This is a genomic window from Oceaniglobus sp. K40-3, from assembly GCF_055808395.1.
In genome coordinates, this window is record NZ_JBVVRW010000006.1 from 39,369 (window position 1) to 58,173 (window position 18,805).

An 18,805-nucleotide genomic window follows, 5' to 3' on the forward strand; every position below is an offset into this window, starting at 1 on the left:
AACTAGAATCGGCGCGGCGGCTCATCCGGTGACGCAGAAAGGAAGATCAAGATGGCCTGGCATGAGGCAACAGCGCTCGCGCGCATCAACAAGCTGAAGGGCGAGGCCCCAGACTTCAACGTTCAGCGCTTTGAAGAATACCAGCGCCTGTATCAGGCCGACATTGCCATGCGGGTAGCGAAAGAACAGCCCACCACGCCGCCGCTGTTTAGTCTACCGAGAGGCAAGGCCGTGGTGGTGGACACCGTGCAAATCTACATCGCGATCACTAACTATGATGAGTTTCGTCTTGACGAAGGCCGCGAGACAGAAGCCTCGCACGAGCGCGCGATGCGCCTGCTGCACCTCTACTACAGCGCGGCTGACCGAGCGATTGAGCCATCCGCAGCGCAACGGGTGGATTTCCACAATGGCCGCGTTCATGCTGTTGTACTGGAGCGCGGAAAGCAGGGTGTCACCCGTGACACGCTTGCCCAGGCACTCGCTTTCGTCGATGACTTCAAGCGGGTTGCCGATGCGGCAAACCGCGAGCCTTGCTCGGAGCGAGTTCAATGCAGAGTTCCGGATCGGTATCGACGTAGGTACATGCGTTGCCATCAACAACGGCACGGGCTGCGAACAGGAGCCGATGTTCCTTGGCAGCGCAGCAAACCATGCCGCAAAGCTAGCGTTTGGCAAGGAAGCGGGTGTCTATGTTTCCGACCGCGTGCGGGCTCTTCTGAACCTTCAGGAGTTCGGTGTGATTAGTGAGTTCGTTAGTCTCGCCGATGCTGACATCATCATGAATGCTGCGCGCCAGGATGCCAGTGGCAACCTAGTATTTGGCGTCCAAGATCGCCAAGCTTACACGCCGGATGTGGTAGCCAACTGGAAAGAAGAAGTGCGGCGTGGTGAGTTTCCAGACTTCACTGACCCTAGCTTCACCTTCTCTCACAGGGAGCCGCCGCTGCGTGATATCGACTATGGGGAGCTGTCGCCCAGCCGCTCGATCCGCATGCCGTTGGTGTCCATGTACGCTGACTTGTCCGGGTACACCGACTATATCGATGCAGCCGTGGCTTCAGGAGGCATTCGCGACGCAGTCCGCGCCCTCCACGTGATCCGACAAGAGTTTCAAAACGTGGTGGAGAAAGATTTTGGAGGCCGGAAGGTCAGGTTTATCGGGGACTGTATCCATGCGCTAATTGCCGAAGGAACGCGCACCGAGACCGACGAACGCAAATCAGTATCTTCCGCAGCGCAGTGTGCTGGCGGTCTCCACTCGTCATTCGGCTTGTGCAAATCTGTTCTCGGCAATCTCGACAATCTTGGGCTGGCCATCGGTGTGGAGCTTGGTCCGACACCGGTTTCCCGGATTGGTATCCGTGGTGATCGGTCCGTGCGCGTGGCATCAAGCATCGCGACAACGCGTTCGGAGCAGATGCAGCGCGACTGCGAGGACAACGGCGTCAAGTTCGGACCACGCGCGCTGAGTGTTGCCCCCGTAGCGCTTGGGGACTTGCTGTACGAGGACGGCTATACTGCGAGCATGGACTATGACGATGTAGCGGCCTGCTTGTCGATTGCTCCAGCACAAGTTGCCAGCCCGAACTACGCCAGAGTCCATGTTCCGAGCCAGTCGCCTCAACCTCGGGCACATTTCAAGTCCGAATGAACACGCTGCACCGACTACTCCAAAATATCCCAGAATGGGCGAGCATTGAGGACAGAAAGACCCGCCAAACGACCGTGTTGGTTTTACCTCAGGGCACAAGAAGTGTGTTTCCCGACGGGTTTTGTCTCAAGCTTGAAATTTCAGCGCATGGCGGCGTTGCGGTCAGGGAGGCGGAGAATAAACGCCAATTCCCTGAGTTCTGTCTCGAACGACACATCAATCCGGACAGCACATTCTGTGTCTATTTTCGTTCCGAATATCCGCTGGACGATGAAGAGGCAGCCAAGACGTGGTGGTCCTACTTGGGCGTTTACCTGAGAAACCAGGTGTACGCCCACAAGAGAGGTGTATGGCCGCTAGGTTCCGGTCTGAGTCATGGCGATGCGGCACATGTTCAGGTCGAAATGGAGGCGCTGGCCAAACCTCTGGGATGGGAGGAGGATTTGTGGTTGGCGATGTTTCGGGGCGAAGGATGGTTGGCCGAGAGCTTGCCGCGCATATCCAGAGATCGCAGGCAAGTCTTGAATGTGCGTACACCCTGTCCAAGAGGATGCAGGTGGAAACATAGGCTTCTGCGAAAGAAATCTTGCGTCGCTGAAAAGTGCAGTCCGGGCTGCAATCGGTTTCATAAACCGGTTTTACGTGCCGAGTGCCCAAATAAAGATGTGATTGAAGAGTTAGTTCTGCGAGAGCATGAGCGGCGGCGGATCGAGTCCGAGATAGTTGATATCTTAAAGCGAGATGGCAGAAAATGCTGCGGTTCAATGAAGAGCTGCCCGCTTGCTACGTAGGGTGTGCAGAGCGCGCCTTATAAAAATTAGGAACGCCTTTTGCCCTCTTTCGACAGTGGGTGCCCACTAGTACCTATACCCTTTTTCACTTCGAAAAGCCTACCGAAACAATTCGCAAGGGCAACTACGGACCTTGCAAACTTGACCCATTCTGCACGACTGCATGGATGGCCGGTTCCGGGAAGTGTCATCGAAGCGATAGCCTGTCCAGCCGATGTCCGCAGAGGACCGTCACCGTCGCCCAAGCCGACCCAGTCTCGCCAGCTGCGCCAGCATTTTGGACCCTGCGTCAGTGGACCCTGTGCCGCCTCCGGAACCCTTCTGCCCCATGCCTTGCCTTGCAGGCATCTGCTGCACGCCAAAGAACTGCCGCGCCCTGAGGGCTGCGTATTCTGCGCCACTGGCCCCGCCGATGAGGTAGCGATTGTAGGCCTGCTGGCCTCCCATGGCGGCGCGGGCAAAGCTGTAGCCGCCGCCGAGACCTCCGGAGAGGGCGGGCATCATGATGTTGCCGGAGATCGCGCGGACGATGAAGGGCGTGGCGATAATGAAGCCCTTGGCCATAAGCACCATCATGAAGAAGGGGATGAGCGCGCCGATGTTTGAGGCCCCTTCGGGATCGCCTAGTTCGCCGATGAGCGCGGAGGAAACGCCTGTGATCGTTGCGAACACGCCTGCGACCACGATAGGGTATAGCGCAAAGGAAATCAGCGCGGATAACCAGCGCGCGAAATAATCCTTGGTGACCTCGAAGAGGGTCAGGAAAATCATCACCGGGGCGATCCCGATCAGAAGCGCGATCATCAGTCGGGAGGCCACGAGGATGAAGGCGGCCAGTCCGCCGAGGATTGAGAGCAGAAGAACACCGACGATGTCGAGCATGGCGCCGGCCATCCAGTTCAGCTCGGACCCGGCAGCGTTCAGATAGTCGCCCAGCTCGGCGATCAGCCGGTCGAATTCTTCGGCGAAGGTGCCTGAGGGGCCAGGGCTGCCGCCGCCGACGGAGGCTACCAGGGCACCCGCGATACTGTCGATCCCATAGAGAATGGCAGACGAGAACGCGTTGAACTGCATCCAATTGGTCGCGAATATCCCGATGAGCCCGATCTTGACCGCGAGCCCAGAAGGCTGTGTGCCCATCCATGGCCCGATATTGATAGATCATGTTGATGCCGACGAGGATCACCACCAGCGTTGTCCCCAAAACCAGGAGCGTGCCGACCGTTGCCGCAACCGCACCAAACTGGGTCTCAGCGGCGGTGTCGAGATAGGCTTGGGAGGTTTCAACGAAGTAGGTGACGACACTCATCGCGGGGCTGCCTTACCAATTACCTGCGGCGTCGCAGATGGCCTTGCCGGCAGTTCGGGCGGCGTTGGCGCGGCGGTTGTAGGCGTCGGAGGCTTCGAGCATTTCCCATCGTTCGTCGCTCGCGTAGCTCTCCCGAAACACAGCCTCGGCAGCGTCCCAGGACGGGAACCGGGTCTCGCAGTCGCAGCTGCCGGTTTCGACGATGCGCTCGAGGTTATGGGCGCGGTAGATGTCCTGTACCAACACGCGCTGATAGGCTTGGCGCAGGGGGATCTCCTGCATCCAGACGGGCTCGGCGGGCCGGTCCGGGCAGACGGTGAACCTGCGCTCGAGGGTCGGCACCAGGTTGCGCTCGGCGAAAGTGGGCGCGGTCGTCAGTCCCAGGACCAGCGCGGCCAGCACAAGGGTACAGCGCGCTTGCCTCATGTCTTGGCTCCAGCGGGTGTGGTTTCACGCTTCAGGAAGACGGTGTGCCCGACATTGGTGAATTCCGAGGAGCTGATCGACACGACCTCCCAGCCTTCCGCACCTTTGGCATTCAGGCTGGCCTGCATGTCGGCAAGGCTGGTTTTGCGGGTCATGGGAAAGGACAAGATATCGTATTCAAAGGTCTTCATGGGGAAGTTCCAATCTCAGTTGCGCCGGGGAGGTAAAATTCCGTGATGCCGCGTTTGCCGTCATGGCGGCCGGCCTGGATGATCACGTCGATGGAGTTCTCGATGTACTGGATCATGTCGGCATAGGTCATCGGGATTTCGGTCTTGAGTGCCGCGATCGCGAGGCGCTGCACGGCCAATTGCGGGGTTTCGGCATGCAGCGTGGTCATGGACCCGCCATGGCCGGTGTTGATGGCTTCCAGAAAGGTCATGGCCTCCTTGCCGCGCACCTCGCCCAGGATAATCCGGTCGGGGCGCATGCGCAGCGTCGCAGTGAGAAGCACATCGGCGGTCTGGAATTCCGCGTCACGATTGGCGATGAGGGTCACGGCATTGGGCTGGGTCGGCGACAGCTCGGCGGCTTCTTCGATGGTGACGATGCGCTCCTCTGCCGGTACATGAGAGAGGATTTTGCGCGCGGCCACGGTCTTGCCGGTGGATGTGCCGCCCGAGACGATCATGTTGAGTTTGTTCTCGACGCAGAAGGCCAGCGCATCATCGATCAAACCCGCGGCCACCACGGCACGCAAGGCGCGCTTTTTTTCCACGCGCAGATCTTCGAGCTTGCGCTCTTTGCCATAGAGAAAATCGAGCGCAATGCCCTCGAGTGGCAGGCTTGAGAAGAACCGCAGGCTGATTGACATGGCCGAGAGCACAGCGGGCGGGGTGATGACCTGTGCGCGGATCGGGCGACCCTTGTAGGTGATCGAGACCGAGACGATCGGGCGGTCCTTGCTCATCGTGGTATTTGCCGATGAGGCGATCTGGTTGCCAAGGTCCTTGACCTGAACACCCGTCAACCTCTGGTTCAGCGCACGCATGAAGTGATCGCCCTGGAATTCGCCCCAGCAGGTCCCGTCGGGGTTGATGCAGATCTCGATGACATCGTCGCGTGCGGCGGCGTCGATCCTGTCGAGGGAGGTTTCGAGATAGCTCAGCGACATGGGCTCAGAATATCTCCAGATCGCGGTCGACCATGACCGTGACGCGGGCGCCCTGGTCGACATAGATGACGGGGCCGATGGAGAGGTAATCGCCTATGACGCTGTCCGTGGCATCTGCCAGATCATCGCCAACGTCTTCGAGAACGTCGGCGGCAGTCTCATCCTGGACCTCGGAGGCGGCGGCACTTGGTGCCGCGGAAATCAGCGAGATCAAGGCGGCCGACCCGAAACGCTCGGCGAAGCGTGTGTCTATGAGACCCGTGACACCGGAACGGCCCAGTTCATCGCCCCCGAAAGAGCTGATCTGGACGGTTTGGCCCGCGGGCAGGATGATCCGGTCCCAGGCGATCGTGACACGGCGCTGCGCGATATCGACGCCAGCGCGGTAACGCCCGACGAGACGGGATCCGCGGGGGATCAAGAGGCGCACGCCATCGACGCTGTAGACATCCTCGGACACCACGGCACGGGTCTGGCCGGGCAGCGAGCTGTCGAGGGCGGTTTCCATGACGGCCTGGATCATTGTGCCCTGGATGATGGTGTTGGAAGGATTGGCGATCACCTCGGCCTGCGTCACGGTGGAGGGCAACGCACCGTTCAGCACGAAATCCGTCACCTCGCCAAAAGTGCGTTCGGTCAGAGCCGTTTCATTCGCTCCGGAGGCACCGCCAAAAGCGATGGTGGGCGAGGCGATGCGCCGCTCCTGGAAGGCGCGTTCCTCCGCGGCGCGGCGCTCCAGCTCGGCCATGCGCCGGGCTTCTTCCTCGCGGCGCAGTCGCTCTTGCTCGCGTGCGTGCAGCTCATCTTCCGTGGGGCCCGCTGGAGCGGGTTGGGGTCGGCTGGCCTCGAGTTGGGCCAGTTCCAGATCCATGCGGAGTTGCTCAAGGCTGCGATCCCGCGCCGTCAGTTCGTCCTGGAATCGTTGCTGTGCTGCTTCCGAGGCGGCTTGCAGCGCCGCAATCTGAGCGGTCAGCGCGTCGATCGCCTCTGCGGCGGCGGTGTCTTCCTCGACGACCGGTTCAGGGGCGTTGCGCAACTCCTCGATCTGGGCCTGCAGGGCGGTGATCTGCGCCAGAAGCTCGGCATTGGGCTCAGCGGGGTCTGGTCCGACGAACACAACCTCGGGCTCGGGCGGGGGCAAGGTCTCGATGGTGCCAAAGCCGTCCCCCTCGTTTTGGAAGACGTCCGGGGTGGCCGTCGGCAAGGCTTCCTCTTCGTCGGGCTGTGAGAGGAGATAAAGCAGGACACCACCCGCGCCGATGACGAGGACCACGATCAGCGCGAGAAGGGGCGACCGGCGCTGCGCCGCCGTGGGGGCGCGGGCACTGCCTTTCTCCAGGGCGGCTAGGCGTTTTTCCAACCCGGTGTTCTCGGTATCGCTCATGAGGCCACCTCCGCGGGCGGGATCGCCTCGATGCAGACCACCTCTTCGCCAAGTCGCAGGACCCATTGGCGGTTCACGCCGCTGACGCGGATCACGCCGTCCTCAGGGGTTTGCGTGTTGACCGTGCGTTCACGGCCGCCCGCGTAGCGGAAGATCGCTGGCACAGGTGCGTTTCTCGGAAAGGCGAAATACGTGAACGTCCCGTCATCCCAGATGCGGGTTGGCGTGAACTCGGTCCGCGCGCTGGCACCGTAATTGTAGTTCGGCGCTTGGGCCGCGATGGCCCGGGTCGGGCGCGCAGCGTCGTCTGGATAGCGGAACTGCACGACGTAGAAGGTCGGGCTTCGGACCTCTTCGACGTTGAAATAGTAGCTGCGCCTGTTCGTGTAGACGGTCACATTGGTATGGACGCCGCGCGCAACGGGCTTGATTGCGAAGGCCTGCCCCCCGGCACGCCATCGATCTCAAACCCTTCCGTGTCGCCCGCGATGATCGAGCGGATGCTTTCGCCCTTGCCGAACTCGATGGTGGTCACATGGGTGAGCGACACGCTGAGACGGTAGACCTGACCCTCCTGGTAGGTGGCCAAGCGCACCCGGCTGTCGTTGGGACCGCCGCGCGGGATGGCTTCGGCAGAGGCGAGGCCGGGCAACAGGGCAATGACAAAAATAAGCGATCTTATAAACAACAACGTCAGTTCTCCAATCTGTCGGAGCGGATGGAATATTCGAGGACGGTGAAGCCGAATGGATTGGTCCAGACCTCATCGATGGAGCGGCGGGTCTCCGGGCGGAACTCGAAGAGAAGCGTCGCAGTGAAGAGGCCGGTCTGGGTGCCGTTAATGGACGTCAGGCGCTTGCGCAGGCGGACCGTCGCGCGGTTGGTTCCGATCCGGTTGATGCTGAGGATTTCCACGTCGAGCCGAGCATTGGGGCCATAGACCGTCGGCGGGTAATTCTCGTTGGCGCTGTTCCAGATCTGGCGCAGCCCGCTCTCGGCAGCTCCGTCCGAGCGGCGCAGGACGCTGCGGATGCGCAGATCGTTGTCGAGCTGGTTATAGACCTCCCGGTCGGCCACATAGCGGAACACCTCCGCCTCGATGATCGCCTGGTTGGCGGTCACCGAGGAGGCGCCCACCGAGGCTTCGGGGAGTGCAAAGCCGGTGGCGGGATCATAGGGGACAACGACGGGGGGCGGGTCGACATCGAGGATCGAGACAGCCGCGGCACTCAGACAGCCGATGATGCCGAAGACAAGACCTGTCAGACCAAGGCGTTGCCAGAGCCGTTCGCGGCGCAGGGCACCGTAGACCAGTTCTTCCTCGATGATTTCTTGTTCAGTCGCCACCCGTCATGCCCCCGCTCGGCGTTTCGAAATGAGTTGAAGCGGTTCTTCGCTGCCTCTCGCTGCGCTCGAACGCGAAAACCGATATTTGTTTTTGGGGATCAATTTCGAAACGCCTTAGTCTGCCCGGAGGTCCGGCAAGGTGAAATCCATGAAGCGCTGTTCTTCGGCGATGGTGGCGGCATCGATCACGCCGCCGGTGCCATCGCCCACGGTCTGGATGGCTTCGAGTTGCCACATGGCGACCAGCGCAATGGCGAGCTCCGCGGTCACGCGCGTGTTGAGATCGATGCTTTCCTTTAGTTCGTCCATGTCGTCGATGAGTCCGACAAGGCGGTCGACCCGCTCGAGCGATTGGCCGGCATCCTCATAGCTGTTCTGGGCCGCCGCCGATACAAGGGCACCGGTGGTGGCCTGCGTCGCCACGCGGTTGGCCCCGGGATTGCCGCTCGTGGCCATTTCCGAGAGGGTGTCATCGTCAAATCCGAGATCGGCCAGCACCCGGTCCATCTGGGTTTCGATCTCGCCTGCGCCAGAACCGGACAGGCCGGAGAAATCCCCAGTCTTGATCGCCTCAATCGTGGCGAGGATGTCCCCGAACTCTTGGTCGAGCAGACCGTTCAACTCGTCTTCCATTTCCGTCCGGATGATTTCTGGAAGCTCGGCGAGGCGGGTGAGGGCCTCGTAGGTTCTTTGCAGCTCCGCGAGTTGGTCCGTGAGAAGGCCGAGCTGTTCGCGGAGCTGCGTCAGCTGCTCGTTTTGCAGAATCTCGTCCTCGATCATCTGCCGGAGCTGCTGGATGTTTTGCGCGATGTTCTGGGTGTCGACGACCGGTACACCTTGTGCTGCGGCAGGGGGTAGGGCGCTGAACTGCAAGCCAACGCCAAGTGTCGTGGCCAAAGCTGTCCTCAAGAGCAGATGTCCCATCATTCAATCTCCCTGATCGTAAAATCCATGAACGCGCCTTCGGCCATGCGGGCGCTGGCCTGGGCCAGCTCTTCGGCGGAGAGCACGCGGGTGCGGGCGGCCTGAAGCCGGATGCGGGCAGCGACGAGGCGCACGAGTTCGGCGCGGGCATAGGTGTTGAGTGCGATGCTTTCCTGCACGTCTTCAGTCTCGGAAATCCGTTCGACGATATCCGCAATACGCAGGGCGGCTTGCCTGATCGCGGCGGGCGAGTTGTTGCCATAGAAGGCCGCGCCGTGCCCGGTGATTGAGAGGTTGGCATTGGCCAGAAGCGCGGGGTCGATCGTGCCGAGGGCGTCGATCCCGCCGATACGGCTTAGATAGAGATTGTAGCGTTCAGGGATGACCGACACGTAGTGCTGGGTCTCGCGGAAGGGTGGCACGCCGCCATACTCGAAGACCCGGCCGGGTCCGGCGTTATAGGCCGCGAGGGCGTTGATGATGTTGCCATCGAATGTGTTGAGCTGGGTCGCGAGATAGCGCGCGCCGCCATGCACCTGCAGATAGGGGCTGTCGTAATATTCCGGGTTGATGCCGAGATCGCTGGCGGTGCCAGGCATGATCTGGGTGAGGCCATAGGCGCCGACGGGAGAGCGTGCACCGATGGTGAAACGGCTTTCCTGCCAGATCAGCGCTTGCAGCAGCGCGCGCCACTGGACGGACGAGAGCCCTGCGCGGCCAACACCCGCAAAGCCGCTGGTCTCCTGAGCCACGCGGATGATGAGTTGCTCGATGGTCTCAGACGCATCCCCGAACATCTGCGCACCGCCGGGATTGGGATCGATCTCGCCCGTGCCATAAACGGCTTCTACGGCGCGGTCGGGATCGCCGCTGCCGTTTTCTAGCCCCGAGACCATGGCGGGCAGTCCCTGACCGCCGAAGCTGGTCTGGGCATCGAGGATGCGTCGGAGGGTTTCCAGCTGCTCCCGCTCGATCTCGGCGATGAGTTCGCGCAGGGCAAGCTTGTCCGCCTGAACGGCCAAGTCTGCTTCGCGGTCGCCGGTCTCGACGATATCGCGCGCGGTCAGCCCGCTGTCATTGGTCGGCACACCTTGGCCCAAGGCGAGACCGGGCAGCAGGCAAAACGCGAGGATATGAGGCAGGCTAGACTTCAACGTCGCCCTCCGGCGCGCCGAGCGGTGCGAAGTGGCAATCCTGGCCGGTCGCTGCCGTCGAGACGAGAAAGGAAAAGCAATTGGCCTGCGGCTCCCGATACTGGGTGCAGGAGGCCAGCGCGCCGAGCGCAGCCAAAGCGATAAAAATACGGATCATGAAAGCCTCCAAAAATCTGGGCGGTCGCGGTAATCGGCGCCGACAAGCGCTTCTCCCTTTTCCATGCCGCCAAGGATCGTGAGATTGGGCCCGAGAGCACTGAGATCGGCATCGACGACGATTGAGCCCTGATCGTCGCGGATCAGTGCGAGGCGGCTGTTGCTGCCCGTGTTGAGAAGGATGTCGAGCTCCTTCTCCGTGAGGTTCAGCATGGCGTAATCCGCGGGTTGCGCGCGGATATTGGGCAGCAGGATCTGTGTCGGAACTGCCTCGACGATGGTCTTGCCGGTCCGGGTGCGCTCGAGCTGGCTCGCGTATTGCGTCATCATGACCGCGACGGTGTTCTGCTTGCGCGCGGTCACCAGCCAGTTCGACAGCCGCTCGGCGAAATACGCGTTGTCGAGCGCCTTCCAGGCCTCGTCGATCACGATGATGGTGGGGCGGCGATCCTCGATCTCGCGTTCGACCCGGCGGAAGAGATAGGAGAGGACCGCCATCCGTTCCTTGTCGGCCTCGCTGTCGAGAATGCCGGTGAGATCGAAGCCCACCACATCGCCTTTGAGCGAGAAGGTATCTTCCAGCGACTGCCCGAATATCCAGCCATATCGGCCGTCTTCGGTCCACTCGAGCAGGCGCTGGTGCAGATCGCCGCCATCATCGGTGGACACAAAAAGCGACGCGAAATCCCGCCAGTTCCGCAGGGCCGGATTGGTGGCCTGCGCGTTCTGGCGCACGACCTCCTGGATGCGGTTGGTCTGCGCCGGGGTCAGGGGCTTGTCGGCGCGGTAGAGCAGGGTTGTGAGCCAATCCGAGAGCCAGGCGGTGCCGCGCGCATCGGTCTCTGTCCAGAGCGGGTTGAGACCCGTGGGCTGGCCGGCGTTCAGGGAGGCGTAGCGCCCGCCATTGGCGCGCACCGCCATCTCCATGCCAAGACGGTAATCGAAGACGAAGATCCGGGCGCCCGCGCGACGGGCCTGGGTCATCAGAAAGGCCGACAGCACCGATTTGCCGGACCCGGGCCGCCCCATGATCAGGGTATGGCCGCTGGTCGGTTCTTTATCGGGCGATCCCTGCTCGTGATAGGAAAACCGGTAGGCGCTCTGCTCCGGCGTGGGCAAATATGTGACGACCCGGCCCCAGGGGGTAAGTGCTGCAGGTTTGCCGAGCTGTGTCCGGTGGAAGGCCGCAAAATCCGCGAAGTTGCGGTTGGTGACGGCGCTGGCGCGGACGCGCTTTGGCTGGTTGCCGGGGTGCTGGCTGAGGTAATGCGCCTTGGCCGCGACCCGCTCGCCAATCATCTTCACGCCTTCGGTTGCGGCGGCGTTCACGATCTCGGCGCTGAGGGTTTGCAGTTCTTCGAGCGTGTCGCAGAAGAGCGTCACGACCATGTGGTGCTCGCCGAAGCTTTGGCGCTTGGCCTCGAGATCATCGGCGGCGATGTCGAGGGCCTCCAGGAGCGAGAGGGCTGCGTCCTGGCTGGCCTGCATCTGGCGCTTTTGCCGCTTGATGCGGCCCGCCATGAGGTTCGAATTGATCGGCGTGAAGGAGTGCGTCACGATCATGTCGACCGGCAGGTTCAGCATGTCGAACATGGTGCAGGAGGTGCCTTCCGAGTATTCTCCGATGGTGAAGCTCTTGCCGTAGCGGTGGCCCACGACGCCCTCGGAAAGCTCGAAATGGTCTCCGTGGAACGTCACGCGGGTATTGGCGACGTTGAAGGACAGAAAGCCGTAGGTGTTGGCCGGGTAGAGCGGCAGCTCGGTGCCCGTGTTGAGCGCGCCCAGAAACCCGACCAATTCCCCAGATGCGGCGGAGAGAAGCCGCGGCTTGAGCTCGGTGAGGCCGGACAGAAAGACGTTCACGGCCTCGCCCAGGCGCTGCAGGCGTTTGCGGGTCTCCTCCTTCAGTCGGTCCGGCGCGCTGCGGCTCAGGAACGGCAGGAGGCTTTTGGGGGTGGGCGGTGAATGACGGTGAGCGTCAGCGTCTTGTCGCGGAGCCCGCTGGTCTCGAGTTTCGCGCGCCAGCGCCGGTCCACCTCGCCCGCGAAGCTGTCCTCACGGATCGGGTCCAGATCCGGTTTGATCGCCTTGGAGACCTTGTGGACGTAATAGCTGAATTCCGGCCCAAGCTGCGCGATAATGCGGGCAAAAAGCGCTGTCACCTTGTCGAGATAGGCATCGTCCGTCGTGTAGCTGTTGATCCCCTCGAGCCGAATGCAGCGGAAGAGCTCGTTCACCCGTGTCCGCACGGTCTGGTCGTCAACGAGGCTCACATAGGGCAGCATATGCGCGAGGCGGGTCTCTCGCGCATACCAGTCCGGCGTCATCGTGCGGGGATCGAGCGCCTCGTCACGGGCTTCATCACGGGGCATAGCTGTCCCCGCCATGGATGCTGCGGTTTCGCGTGGGTGGCGTCTCCTGCAGCGACGTCATCATCACGTCGATGAAACGCGGGTCCCAATCCGCGGCTTTCCACAGCACCGGATAGAGTAAGGCGGCGACACCCAGCACTACGATGTGCTGGACCCAGACGAACAAGAGCACCGAACCGAAGAGCCAGACCATCGCATACATGATCGGCAGGCCCATTAGCTTGGGCGGGCGTACGAGGCCGAGAAAGAGAGGTGAGCGCTCAGCCACCGGCAAAGACCGCAGCAACGATCGCCGGGGCAGCCGCGACACCGGCGATGCCGACAAGCACCCAAAGCGCCTGGCGCAGATCGATGATGTTGAAGAACCAGCTGAGAAAGACCCCGAGTACGGCCAGCGTCGCGATGACAACGCCAAGGGGTCCGGTCAGCGCATCGACAATGCCCTGCAACAGGCTTTGGATCGGGGAGAGATCGATGCTCTGTGCAAGTGCGGGCTCGGCAATGAGCAGGGATAGTGCCAGCGAGGCGACAAAGAGGTTTGGAATCCAACTTGTTTGGAAAAAGCGGTATCGCCAATGCACTGCCGCGCTGCGCGCTCTCGTGACATTGCCGATAAGTGTTTTGAGGAATGATTTCCAAAAAGGTTGGGACATCATGAATTTGATCCTTCCAATCGGGCCACGACAGCCATGACGCGGGCCACGTGGTTCTGGGTTTCTCTGTAAGGTGGAATGCCACCGTACTGGCGTACGGCGTCCGGCCCGGCGTTGTAGGCTGCCAGCGCCAAATGCGGATCGCCGAAGCTTTCCAGCATCATTGTCAGGTAGCGGGCGGAGCCGTCGAGGTTCTGCAGCGCTTCATGAGGATCCACACCGAGATCTCGGGCAGTAGCAGGCATCAATTGGCCCAGACCAATGGCGCCCGCGCTCGAGACGGCATTCTGCCTGTAGGCGCTTTCCACCTCGATATTGGCCCGGTAGAGAGCCAGCCAATCCGTGACGGACAGTCCCGCGCGGCGCAGGCCGGGATGGCCGACATAGCGCAGGGCTGTTGCCTCGATGCCCAAGAGAACGTCTGCGCGGGTCAGGGGTGCTGGCTGGGCGAGTGCCGCAAGCCTCAGCGAGTCAAGTTCGAAAGCTGCTTCAGTCTCACCAAGAATGGCCAAACCATCGGACGCCGATCCCAGACCAACGCCGTCATTGTAGTTTCGAGCAAAACCGCTCTGAGACCGCGACGGGGTCAGAGAGCCGTCGCTCTCCATGATCAGGACCATTTGCGCTGAGGCAGGTGCTGCGACCAGCCAGAGACAGACGAGGTTAGTTGCCAGTGCCCAAGTCTGATGGGGCTTTGTCTGGCGGGGCGAGTTTATGCGTGCGGCTTGTACCCGCCTCAAGCGGCAGGTCGATATGCGCAAAGCCAAGGCCAATGAAGAAAGACACCACGCCGGAGATCGTCTTGAACTCGCGGATCTTGATATCGTTGTAGGTCGTCCGCGTGCGGGCGGTGACGAGGAGCTTTTCCACCCCGTCATCAGAGACAACGCGCATGATCCAGACCCCGTAATAGCTGGGGCCTTTCTTATGTGCTGATTCCTGGCACAGGATTTCTGCGCTATAGCCGCTTTCCACGAGCTCGCGGAACCTGGCTTCCGTAACCACATTTGGTGCTTCGATGTCCCAGTTCATGGCCCGGCTCACGCTTTCTCCAATGGCGCGACCCCAGGCATTCCCACTTGAAGCCTAGAGTTACGATAGTATACTATCAACCGCAAGATGTAATATCATGCTTTAGCTGTAGTTTGGTTACGCAAACACTAGTCACGGCCAGTGTCCGCGATCAAGGAGATAACAGGTTTGAGAAACCGCAGGTTGAGAGGCCAACACCTATTGCGGGCTGTACCGATACTCCTGGTTGTCCCTGGCGCGGGTTTCGCAGAATCCTGCTTCGCCCCGGCCCGTCCTTTCCTGCCAAGCGATTCGCAGGCAGCGCGGGACTATGCAGACATCATCCGTGGCGATTTCGAAGATTACATCCAGGATATCCAGAGCTACTTCCGTTGCCTAGACGGCGAACGGGCGCGCGCCTTCGAGGAAGCGCGCGAAGTCAGCGAGGACTATGGCCGATTTCTGCAATTGGTAGGGGATTGATGGGCAGCCTCGGGAGCATCAGACTTGCAGCCCATGGAAACCAGACGCCGATAACACCCTCATATATCTACTTTTTAGATAACAGATTTCATCCGCTAGCGACGTCACAAAAGGTATGTGACGCGTGGCAAAGACAATCAGAAGCAAAGGGCAGGTGGCACTCTGCCAGGCGTTGGTCGACGCTCGGATCAAGGCAGGCCTTGGCCAAGATGAATTGGCGACCAAGCTCAGATGCCACCAATCCCTCATTGCCCGCCTTGAAAGCGGTCAGCGCCGGGTCGACGTTGTCGAGCTGGTCGTTCTGGCGCGCGCCATCGGCTTTGACCCGTTCGAGGTTCTGGCGATCGTTGAATCCGCCACGGAGCCCGACCACAGGATTTAAAGCCAATGAATTGTTGAGAAAACCGGAACCCATTTTCCCGGTCTGATGATCATTCTCTCATCGAGGACCAGGTAGCCAAAATCAACGAAGGCTGGTGCATGGTCGTAGTGAACACTCTGCAACCACACGCCGCATTTCGCAGCGCCACAGTGCAGGAAGTCAGTAAACAGTGAACGATGATAAGGGTGAGGGCGTCGCGATCGCCAATCTGATCGGGACCGATGGGTGCAGTGTTGTTGGTTGGGTTTATCGCTGGAGTACAGGCTCACATGCGGTGATGTGGGACGTCCAAGGGCCCCAGCCGGTATCGGAAACCCGGCCGGATATAAGTGACGAACAGAAGCAAGAAATCGACTTCGATGCGCTGACGAGGATCGGAAGAAGCGACGACAGGTGAACAGAGCGAACCCGCAGTGTTTGCCGAAACGCCAAACAGCATGTGGACCGAGACGCGTATGCGGTGCGGTCGTACACGCCAAAGGAGCCGTCTTCCGAGACAAATCTACGTGGCGGCAGGTCAGTAGTTCACCTGCTCGAACCCGTAGTTGCCCTCATAGTCACGCCAATCGACGAAGACGGATCGGTGATAAATGCTAGGGCAATGCTCGCCCCAGCGTTCAAGACCTACGTGAGCCGAAGGAAGGGCAGTGACGGAAGACCTTTGCCAGGCGAAGTCACCTTGGGTCCCATATGTGCCGAGGACCACGGTCGCACTTAGGTTGCAATCCCCATCTCGCCCGGATTCGTGCTGGCGGGCATAGCGAACGTCAAAGACGCGGATGGACCGCACAAAATTGAACTCCGGACCGCTGATATCGATATCAGCACGATCCTGAACAAGGCGAAGCACGAAGTCTGCTGGAATGCCGCCCGTTCCGGTTTCTGGAGAGCGCCAAACGGCATTTGTTGATTTTGTTTGGACGGCAACATCATTGCCTGGAAACGATTGGTGGGGCGAATAGTCCTTGGCGTGAAACAAGGTTTCGAAGATCCGGCCTACATTGCTCGGATGCCGTTCGGTCTCATAAGATGCGCCCATAGGACAGCGCCAAATCTGTAGTGGTGGTTCCACAGGCCATGGCGTGATGCGACGAATGAACTCGGCGCGGGCACGGCTGCAAGGCACGGAAGCGGGCCAACCCCGGACAGACAGAGGAGGATTGCGCAGTCGATTGGGTAGGTTTGAGCCTTTGTGATGCTCGGCAGCCAACCAGCCGCTAAAGTGATTGCTGCGGTTAGGCATAGCGACAGTCTCTTGAGTTGAAAGCGCATGGTAGGGGCCCCTTTGTCGGACACCATCGTACCTTCAATAATATACTAACGCAACTGTGAGCGATACCTGAACCGCGACTCTTGTCGAGCTCAGGGTAGGGGTGTCATCGCATTTCCTCCAACATCTTTTCGCGAAAGACCTCGGCTGGCGTTTTCCATCCAAGGCACTTGCGCGGCGTGTTGTTGAGGCGATCACAGATCACCTTCATATCGTGATCTGTGCATTGCCGGATGTCGCGTTTGCGGGGCAGCCACCTTCGAAGGCGTCGGTTTGTGTTCTCGACTGTGCCTTTCTGCCAGGGGCTGGAGGGGTCGCAAAACCACGTCTGGGTTCCGATCTCGGCTTGGAGGTGCGGCCAACTGACAAACTCGGTTCCGCGGTCAAAAGTAATGGATCGACGGGCGACGAGGGGGAGGTCTTTGAGAGACTTCATGATCTTTCCCATGACCGGTTTGGTGCGCTTATTCGGGTTCTTCAGGATCACGGTGAAGCGGCTGACGCGCTCAACCAATGAGGTAACGTTGGACTGGCCAAGCTTTTGTTTGAACAGCATCAAATCAGCTTCCCAATGGCCAAACTGACGGCGATGAGCGACATCATCGGGTCGGAACAGAATGCTGACATCGCGGTGGAATTTGGGTTCTCTGCGCCTTCTGGTGCGACGTGGTCTGCGGGCGACACGATGGGTCGGTAGATACCACCACAGGTCTTCGCGCTGACCTTCTGTGGAATAGATGTAACGATAGATGGTTTCTTGGCAGACCCTAAGCGGAGCACCCTCGTGGATCATGCGGTTACTGATCTGCTCGGGTGTCCAACCGTTCCTGATGCGCTCTATCACACGTTTACACAGCTCAGGATGTTTAATCAGCTTGCGCTCTCGAGCACGACGTTCCGCTTGCATCAGGTGGGCAGCAGCACCGTAATAGCCATCGCATCCCGGCATGCTCTCGTCCGAGAAATGGTTGCGCTTTAGCTCGCGAAATATCGTTGATCTGCAGCGCTTCAGAACGCGCGCCATCTCGTCAACTGGGACCTTCGCGTGTCTCCAGCGTTCTATCTTGCGTCGTTCTGTGATACTCAGTTGATCGTAAACGGCTCCCATACCGATTCCTCCCGTTAGATAAACTACTGTTTTCTAACAAGAGTCGCACTTGAAGCTAGCGCGCGCCACACTAAGTATATTGCACCCATAATACAGGTTATGTAAAAACACGACTGTAATTTACATTAAGTGCTCGAATAATCGCCATCGACCACGCGACAAGATGTAGAAGCCGAGCAATCAATCTGTGTCAAAAGAAACTCCTTGAAGCTCTAGTTGGTAGAGGTTCTATGGTACATTAAACGCCGTTTCTCGTGTCACGGCATTCGCCAGACAAAGCTGGAAGAGTATAGTATGCTGACTAGACGACATTTCGTGATGACCACCGCCGCCCTCTTTTCTGCCCCGGTTGCCAGCCCGGTGCTGGCAAATACCTGGCCGACCGAATCGCAGAAGGTTGCCTGGGACGCACAGGTGACGCCGCCCGGCTTTGACCCGGCAACCTCGAACCCCTGGGGCTTACATCCGCGGTTTCTCCCGACCCGGGTGGCCGCGAAAGACGGGCTGACACCGGGCGACATTCATGTCGATGCGGTTGCGCGCTACCTTTATCACATCGAGGAGGGCGGGACTGCCATGCGCTATGGCGTCGCCATTGCTCGTGGTGATCTATACGAACCAGGTACATACACGATCAAGCGTAAAGTCAGATGGCCGCATTGGCAGCCGACGCAGAACATGATCGACCGCGACCCAGAACTCTACGCTGATATCGCCGACGGTATGGAGCCCGGACCTAAGAATGCGCTTGGGTCGCGAGCTCTCTATCTCTTTCTCGGCGACCGGGACACTTATCTCCGCATTCACGGTACGCCACAGCCGAGAAGCATTGGCGGTCGTGCAAGTTCCGGCTGCGTCAGAATGGTCATGGCGCACATAAACGAGCTTTATCCCAACGTCGATATTGGTTCGACGGCTTTCCTCTACTCGGCCGAGGACAGTGTCACTGCGGGAAGCTGAGGCCGTGTACCAAAGCACCATCGGTCAGGGAAAGTGACGGGAGTTTATCCTAGCCGGGGAGCACTTCGGATTACTGAACCCCGCTAGGCCGCCGGCGCGGTACAAATCGGATTTCCGCGAGGTGTTCGGAGCGGCACCAGGGTAACTTCCACGGGACCGTTGTGCAGATACCAGTAGCAGCCGTCTTCCGGCAAAAGGCGCGCGGACTGAAGATCCTGACCTGTTGCGGCCATAGCGACGACTGCCT

At 60.1% G+C, this 18,805-nt stretch carries 20 protein-coding genes and 4 pseudogenes; 7 read left to right on the forward strand and 17 right to left on the reverse strand.

Annotated features, from left to right (window positions below):
• The first annotated feature begins 51 nt into the window (after positions 1-51).
• Genes AC0L7P_RS22875 through AC0L7P_RS22885 form a run of 3 tightly spaced genes read left to right on the forward strand, consistent with a single transcriptional unit; the run spans position 52 to position 2,445 of the window.
• Positions 52-747, forward strand: a complete 696-nt coding sequence (locus AC0L7P_RS22875) for a hypothetical protein (protein WP_473436398.1) — start codon at positions 52-54, stop codon at positions 745-747.
• The gene (locus AC0L7P_RS22880; protein ID WP_473436399.1) at positions 629-1,654 is read left to right on the forward strand and encodes a nucleotidyl cyclase domain-containing protein; all 1,026 of its coding nucleotides are present in this window, start codon (positions 629-631) and stop codon (positions 1,652-1,654) included. The genes AC0L7P_RS22875 and AC0L7P_RS22880 overlap by 119 nt, the downstream gene beginning before the upstream one ends.
• Complete coding sequence (locus tag AC0L7P_RS22885) at positions 1,651-2,445, forward strand: E2 domain-containing protein (RefSeq protein ID WP_407705406.1); 795 nt, start codon at positions 1,651-1,653, stop codon at positions 2,443-2,445. The genes AC0L7P_RS22880 and AC0L7P_RS22885 overlap by 4 nt, the downstream gene beginning before the upstream one ends.
• A 231-nt stretch (positions 2,446-2,676) precedes the next feature.
• Here AC0L7P_RS22885 and AC0L7P_RS22890 read toward each other — a convergent pair.
• The 15 genes and pseudogenes from AC0L7P_RS22890 to AC0L7P_RS22960 form a co-directional block, all read right to left on the reverse strand.
• A pseudogene (locus AC0L7P_RS22890) lies at positions 2,677-3,754 on the reverse strand (TrbL/VirB6 family protein).
• Between the two features lie 12 nt (positions 3,755-3,766).
• Positions 3,767-4,180 (reverse strand): hypothetical protein, encoded by a 414-nt coding sequence (locus AC0L7P_RS22895; protein WP_007120671.1) that lies wholly within the window; start codon positions 4,178-4,180, stop codon positions 3,767-3,769.
• Positions 4,177-4,371 carry a DUF4177 domain-containing protein gene (locus AC0L7P_RS22900; RefSeq protein ID WP_007120672.1) on the reverse strand — a complete coding sequence of 65 codons (195 nt, stop codon included), beginning with the start codon at positions 4,369-4,371 and terminating at the stop codon, positions 4,177-4,179. Before AC0L7P_RS22900 ends, AC0L7P_RS22895 begins: the two co-directional genes overlap by 4 nt.
• Entirely contained in the window at positions 4,368-5,354 is a 987-nt protein-coding gene (locus AC0L7P_RS22905) for an ATPase, T2SS/T4P/T4SS family (RefSeq protein ID WP_007120673.1), read from the reverse strand. Before AC0L7P_RS22905 ends, AC0L7P_RS22900 begins: the two co-directional genes overlap by 4 nt.
• Positions 5,355-5,358: 4 nt before the next feature.
• Complete coding sequence (locus AC0L7P_RS22910) at positions 5,359-6,738, reverse strand: TraB/TrbI/VirB10 family type IV secretion system protein (RefSeq protein ID WP_007120674.1); 1,380 nt, start codon at positions 6,736-6,738, stop codon at positions 5,359-5,361.
• Positions 6,735-7,429: pseudogene (locus tag AC0L7P_RS22915) on the reverse strand (TrbG/VirB9 family P-type conjugative transfer protein). The gene AC0L7P_RS22910 and the pseudogene AC0L7P_RS22915 overlap by 4 nt, the downstream one beginning before the upstream one ends.
• Positions 7,430-7,431: 2 nt before the next feature.
• A complete protein-coding gene (locus AC0L7P_RS22920; RefSeq protein ID WP_007120676.1) occupies positions 7,432-8,085 on the reverse strand; it encodes a VirB8 family type IV secretion system protein in 654 nt (217 codons plus the stop codon).
• A 114-nt stretch (positions 8,086-8,199) separates the two neighbouring features.
• Positions 8,200-9,009 carry a type IV secretion system protein gene (locus AC0L7P_RS22925; protein WP_007120677.1) on the reverse strand — a complete coding sequence of 270 codons (810 nt, stop codon included), beginning with the start codon at positions 9,007-9,009 and terminating at the stop codon, positions 8,200-8,202.
• Positions 9,009-10,163 carry a lytic transglycosylase domain-containing protein gene (locus AC0L7P_RS22930; RefSeq protein WP_007120678.1) on the reverse strand — a complete coding sequence of 385 codons (1,155 nt, stop codon included), beginning with the start codon at positions 10,161-10,163 and terminating at the stop codon, positions 9,009-9,011. Before AC0L7P_RS22930 ends, AC0L7P_RS22925 begins: the two co-directional genes overlap by 1 nt.
• Positions 10,153-10,320: a hypothetical protein gene (locus tag AC0L7P_RS22935; protein ID WP_165481287.1), complete on the reverse strand. Its 168-nt coding sequence runs from the start codon at positions 10,318-10,320 to the stop codon at positions 10,153-10,155. Before AC0L7P_RS22935 ends, AC0L7P_RS22930 begins: the two co-directional genes overlap by 11 nt.
• Positions 10,317-12,691: pseudogene (locus tag AC0L7P_RS22940) on the reverse strand (VirB4 family type IV secretion/conjugal transfer ATPase). The gene AC0L7P_RS22935 and the pseudogene AC0L7P_RS22940 overlap by 4 nt, the downstream one beginning before the upstream one ends.
• Entirely contained in the window at positions 12,681-12,959 is a 279-nt protein-coding gene (locus AC0L7P_RS22945) for a VirB3 family type IV secretion system protein (RefSeq protein ID WP_243254692.1), read from the reverse strand. The pseudogene AC0L7P_RS22940 and the gene AC0L7P_RS22945 overlap by 11 nt, the downstream one beginning before the upstream one ends.
• On the reverse strand, positions 12,952-13,236 hold the full coding sequence (locus AC0L7P_RS22950) for a TrbC/VirB2 family protein (protein WP_473436406.1): 285 nt from the start codon (positions 13,234-13,236) through the stop codon (positions 12,952-12,954). The genes AC0L7P_RS22945 and AC0L7P_RS22950 overlap by 8 nt, the downstream gene beginning before the upstream one ends.
• Before the next feature lie 107 nt (positions 13,237-13,343).
• Positions 13,344-13,964, reverse strand: a complete 621-nt coding sequence (locus tag AC0L7P_RS22955) for a lytic transglycosylase domain-containing protein (RefSeq protein ID WP_040701729.1) — start codon at positions 13,962-13,964, stop codon at positions 13,344-13,346.
• Positions 13,965-14,007: 43 nt separating this feature from the next.
• Positions 14,008-14,376 carry a hypothetical protein gene (locus AC0L7P_RS22960; protein ID WP_007120684.1) on the reverse strand — a complete coding sequence of 123 codons (369 nt, stop codon included), beginning with the start codon at positions 14,374-14,376 and terminating at the stop codon, positions 14,008-14,010.
• A 201-nt stretch (positions 14,377-14,577) separates the two neighbouring features.
• Here AC0L7P_RS22960 and AC0L7P_RS22965 point away from each other — a divergent pair, with 201 nt between their 5' ends.
• From AC0L7P_RS22965 to AC0L7P_RS22975, 3 genes are all read left to right on the forward strand, one after another.
• Positions 14,578-14,838 carry a hypothetical protein gene (locus tag AC0L7P_RS22965; RefSeq protein ID WP_007120685.1) on the forward strand — a complete coding sequence of 87 codons (261 nt, stop codon included), beginning with the start codon at positions 14,578-14,580 and terminating at the stop codon, positions 14,836-14,838.
• Positions 14,839-14,962: 124 nt separating this feature from the next.
• The gene (locus AC0L7P_RS22970) at positions 14,963-15,220 is read left to right on the forward strand and encodes a helix-turn-helix domain-containing protein (RefSeq protein ID WP_007120686.1); all 258 of its coding nucleotides are present in this window, start codon (positions 14,963-14,965) and stop codon (positions 15,218-15,220) included.
• 169 nt (positions 15,221-15,389) lie between these two features.
• Entirely contained in the window at positions 15,390-15,617 is a 228-nt protein-coding gene (locus AC0L7P_RS22975; RefSeq protein ID WP_007120687.1) for a hypothetical protein, read from the forward strand.
• 120 nt (positions 15,618-15,737) lie between these two features.
• Here the strand turns inward: AC0L7P_RS22975 and AC0L7P_RS22980 are convergent.
• A pseudogene (locus tag AC0L7P_RS22980) lies at positions 15,738-16,492 on the reverse strand (hypothetical protein).
• A gap of 104 nt (positions 16,493-16,596) precedes the next feature.
• The gene (locus AC0L7P_RS22985; protein WP_243254694.1) at positions 16,597-17,598 is read right to left on the reverse strand and encodes an IS30 family transposase; all 1,002 of its coding nucleotides are present in this window, start codon (positions 17,596-17,598) and stop codon (positions 16,597-16,599) included.
• Positions 17,599-17,892: 294 nt separating this feature from the next.
• Between AC0L7P_RS22985 and AC0L7P_RS22990 the strand changes: the two genes are divergently transcribed.
• Positions 17,893-18,558, forward strand: a complete 666-nt coding sequence (locus AC0L7P_RS22990; RefSeq protein WP_040652264.1) for a L,D-transpeptidase — start codon at positions 17,893-17,895, stop codon at positions 18,556-18,558.
• The last annotated feature ends 247 nt before the right edge of the window (positions 18,559-18,805 follow it).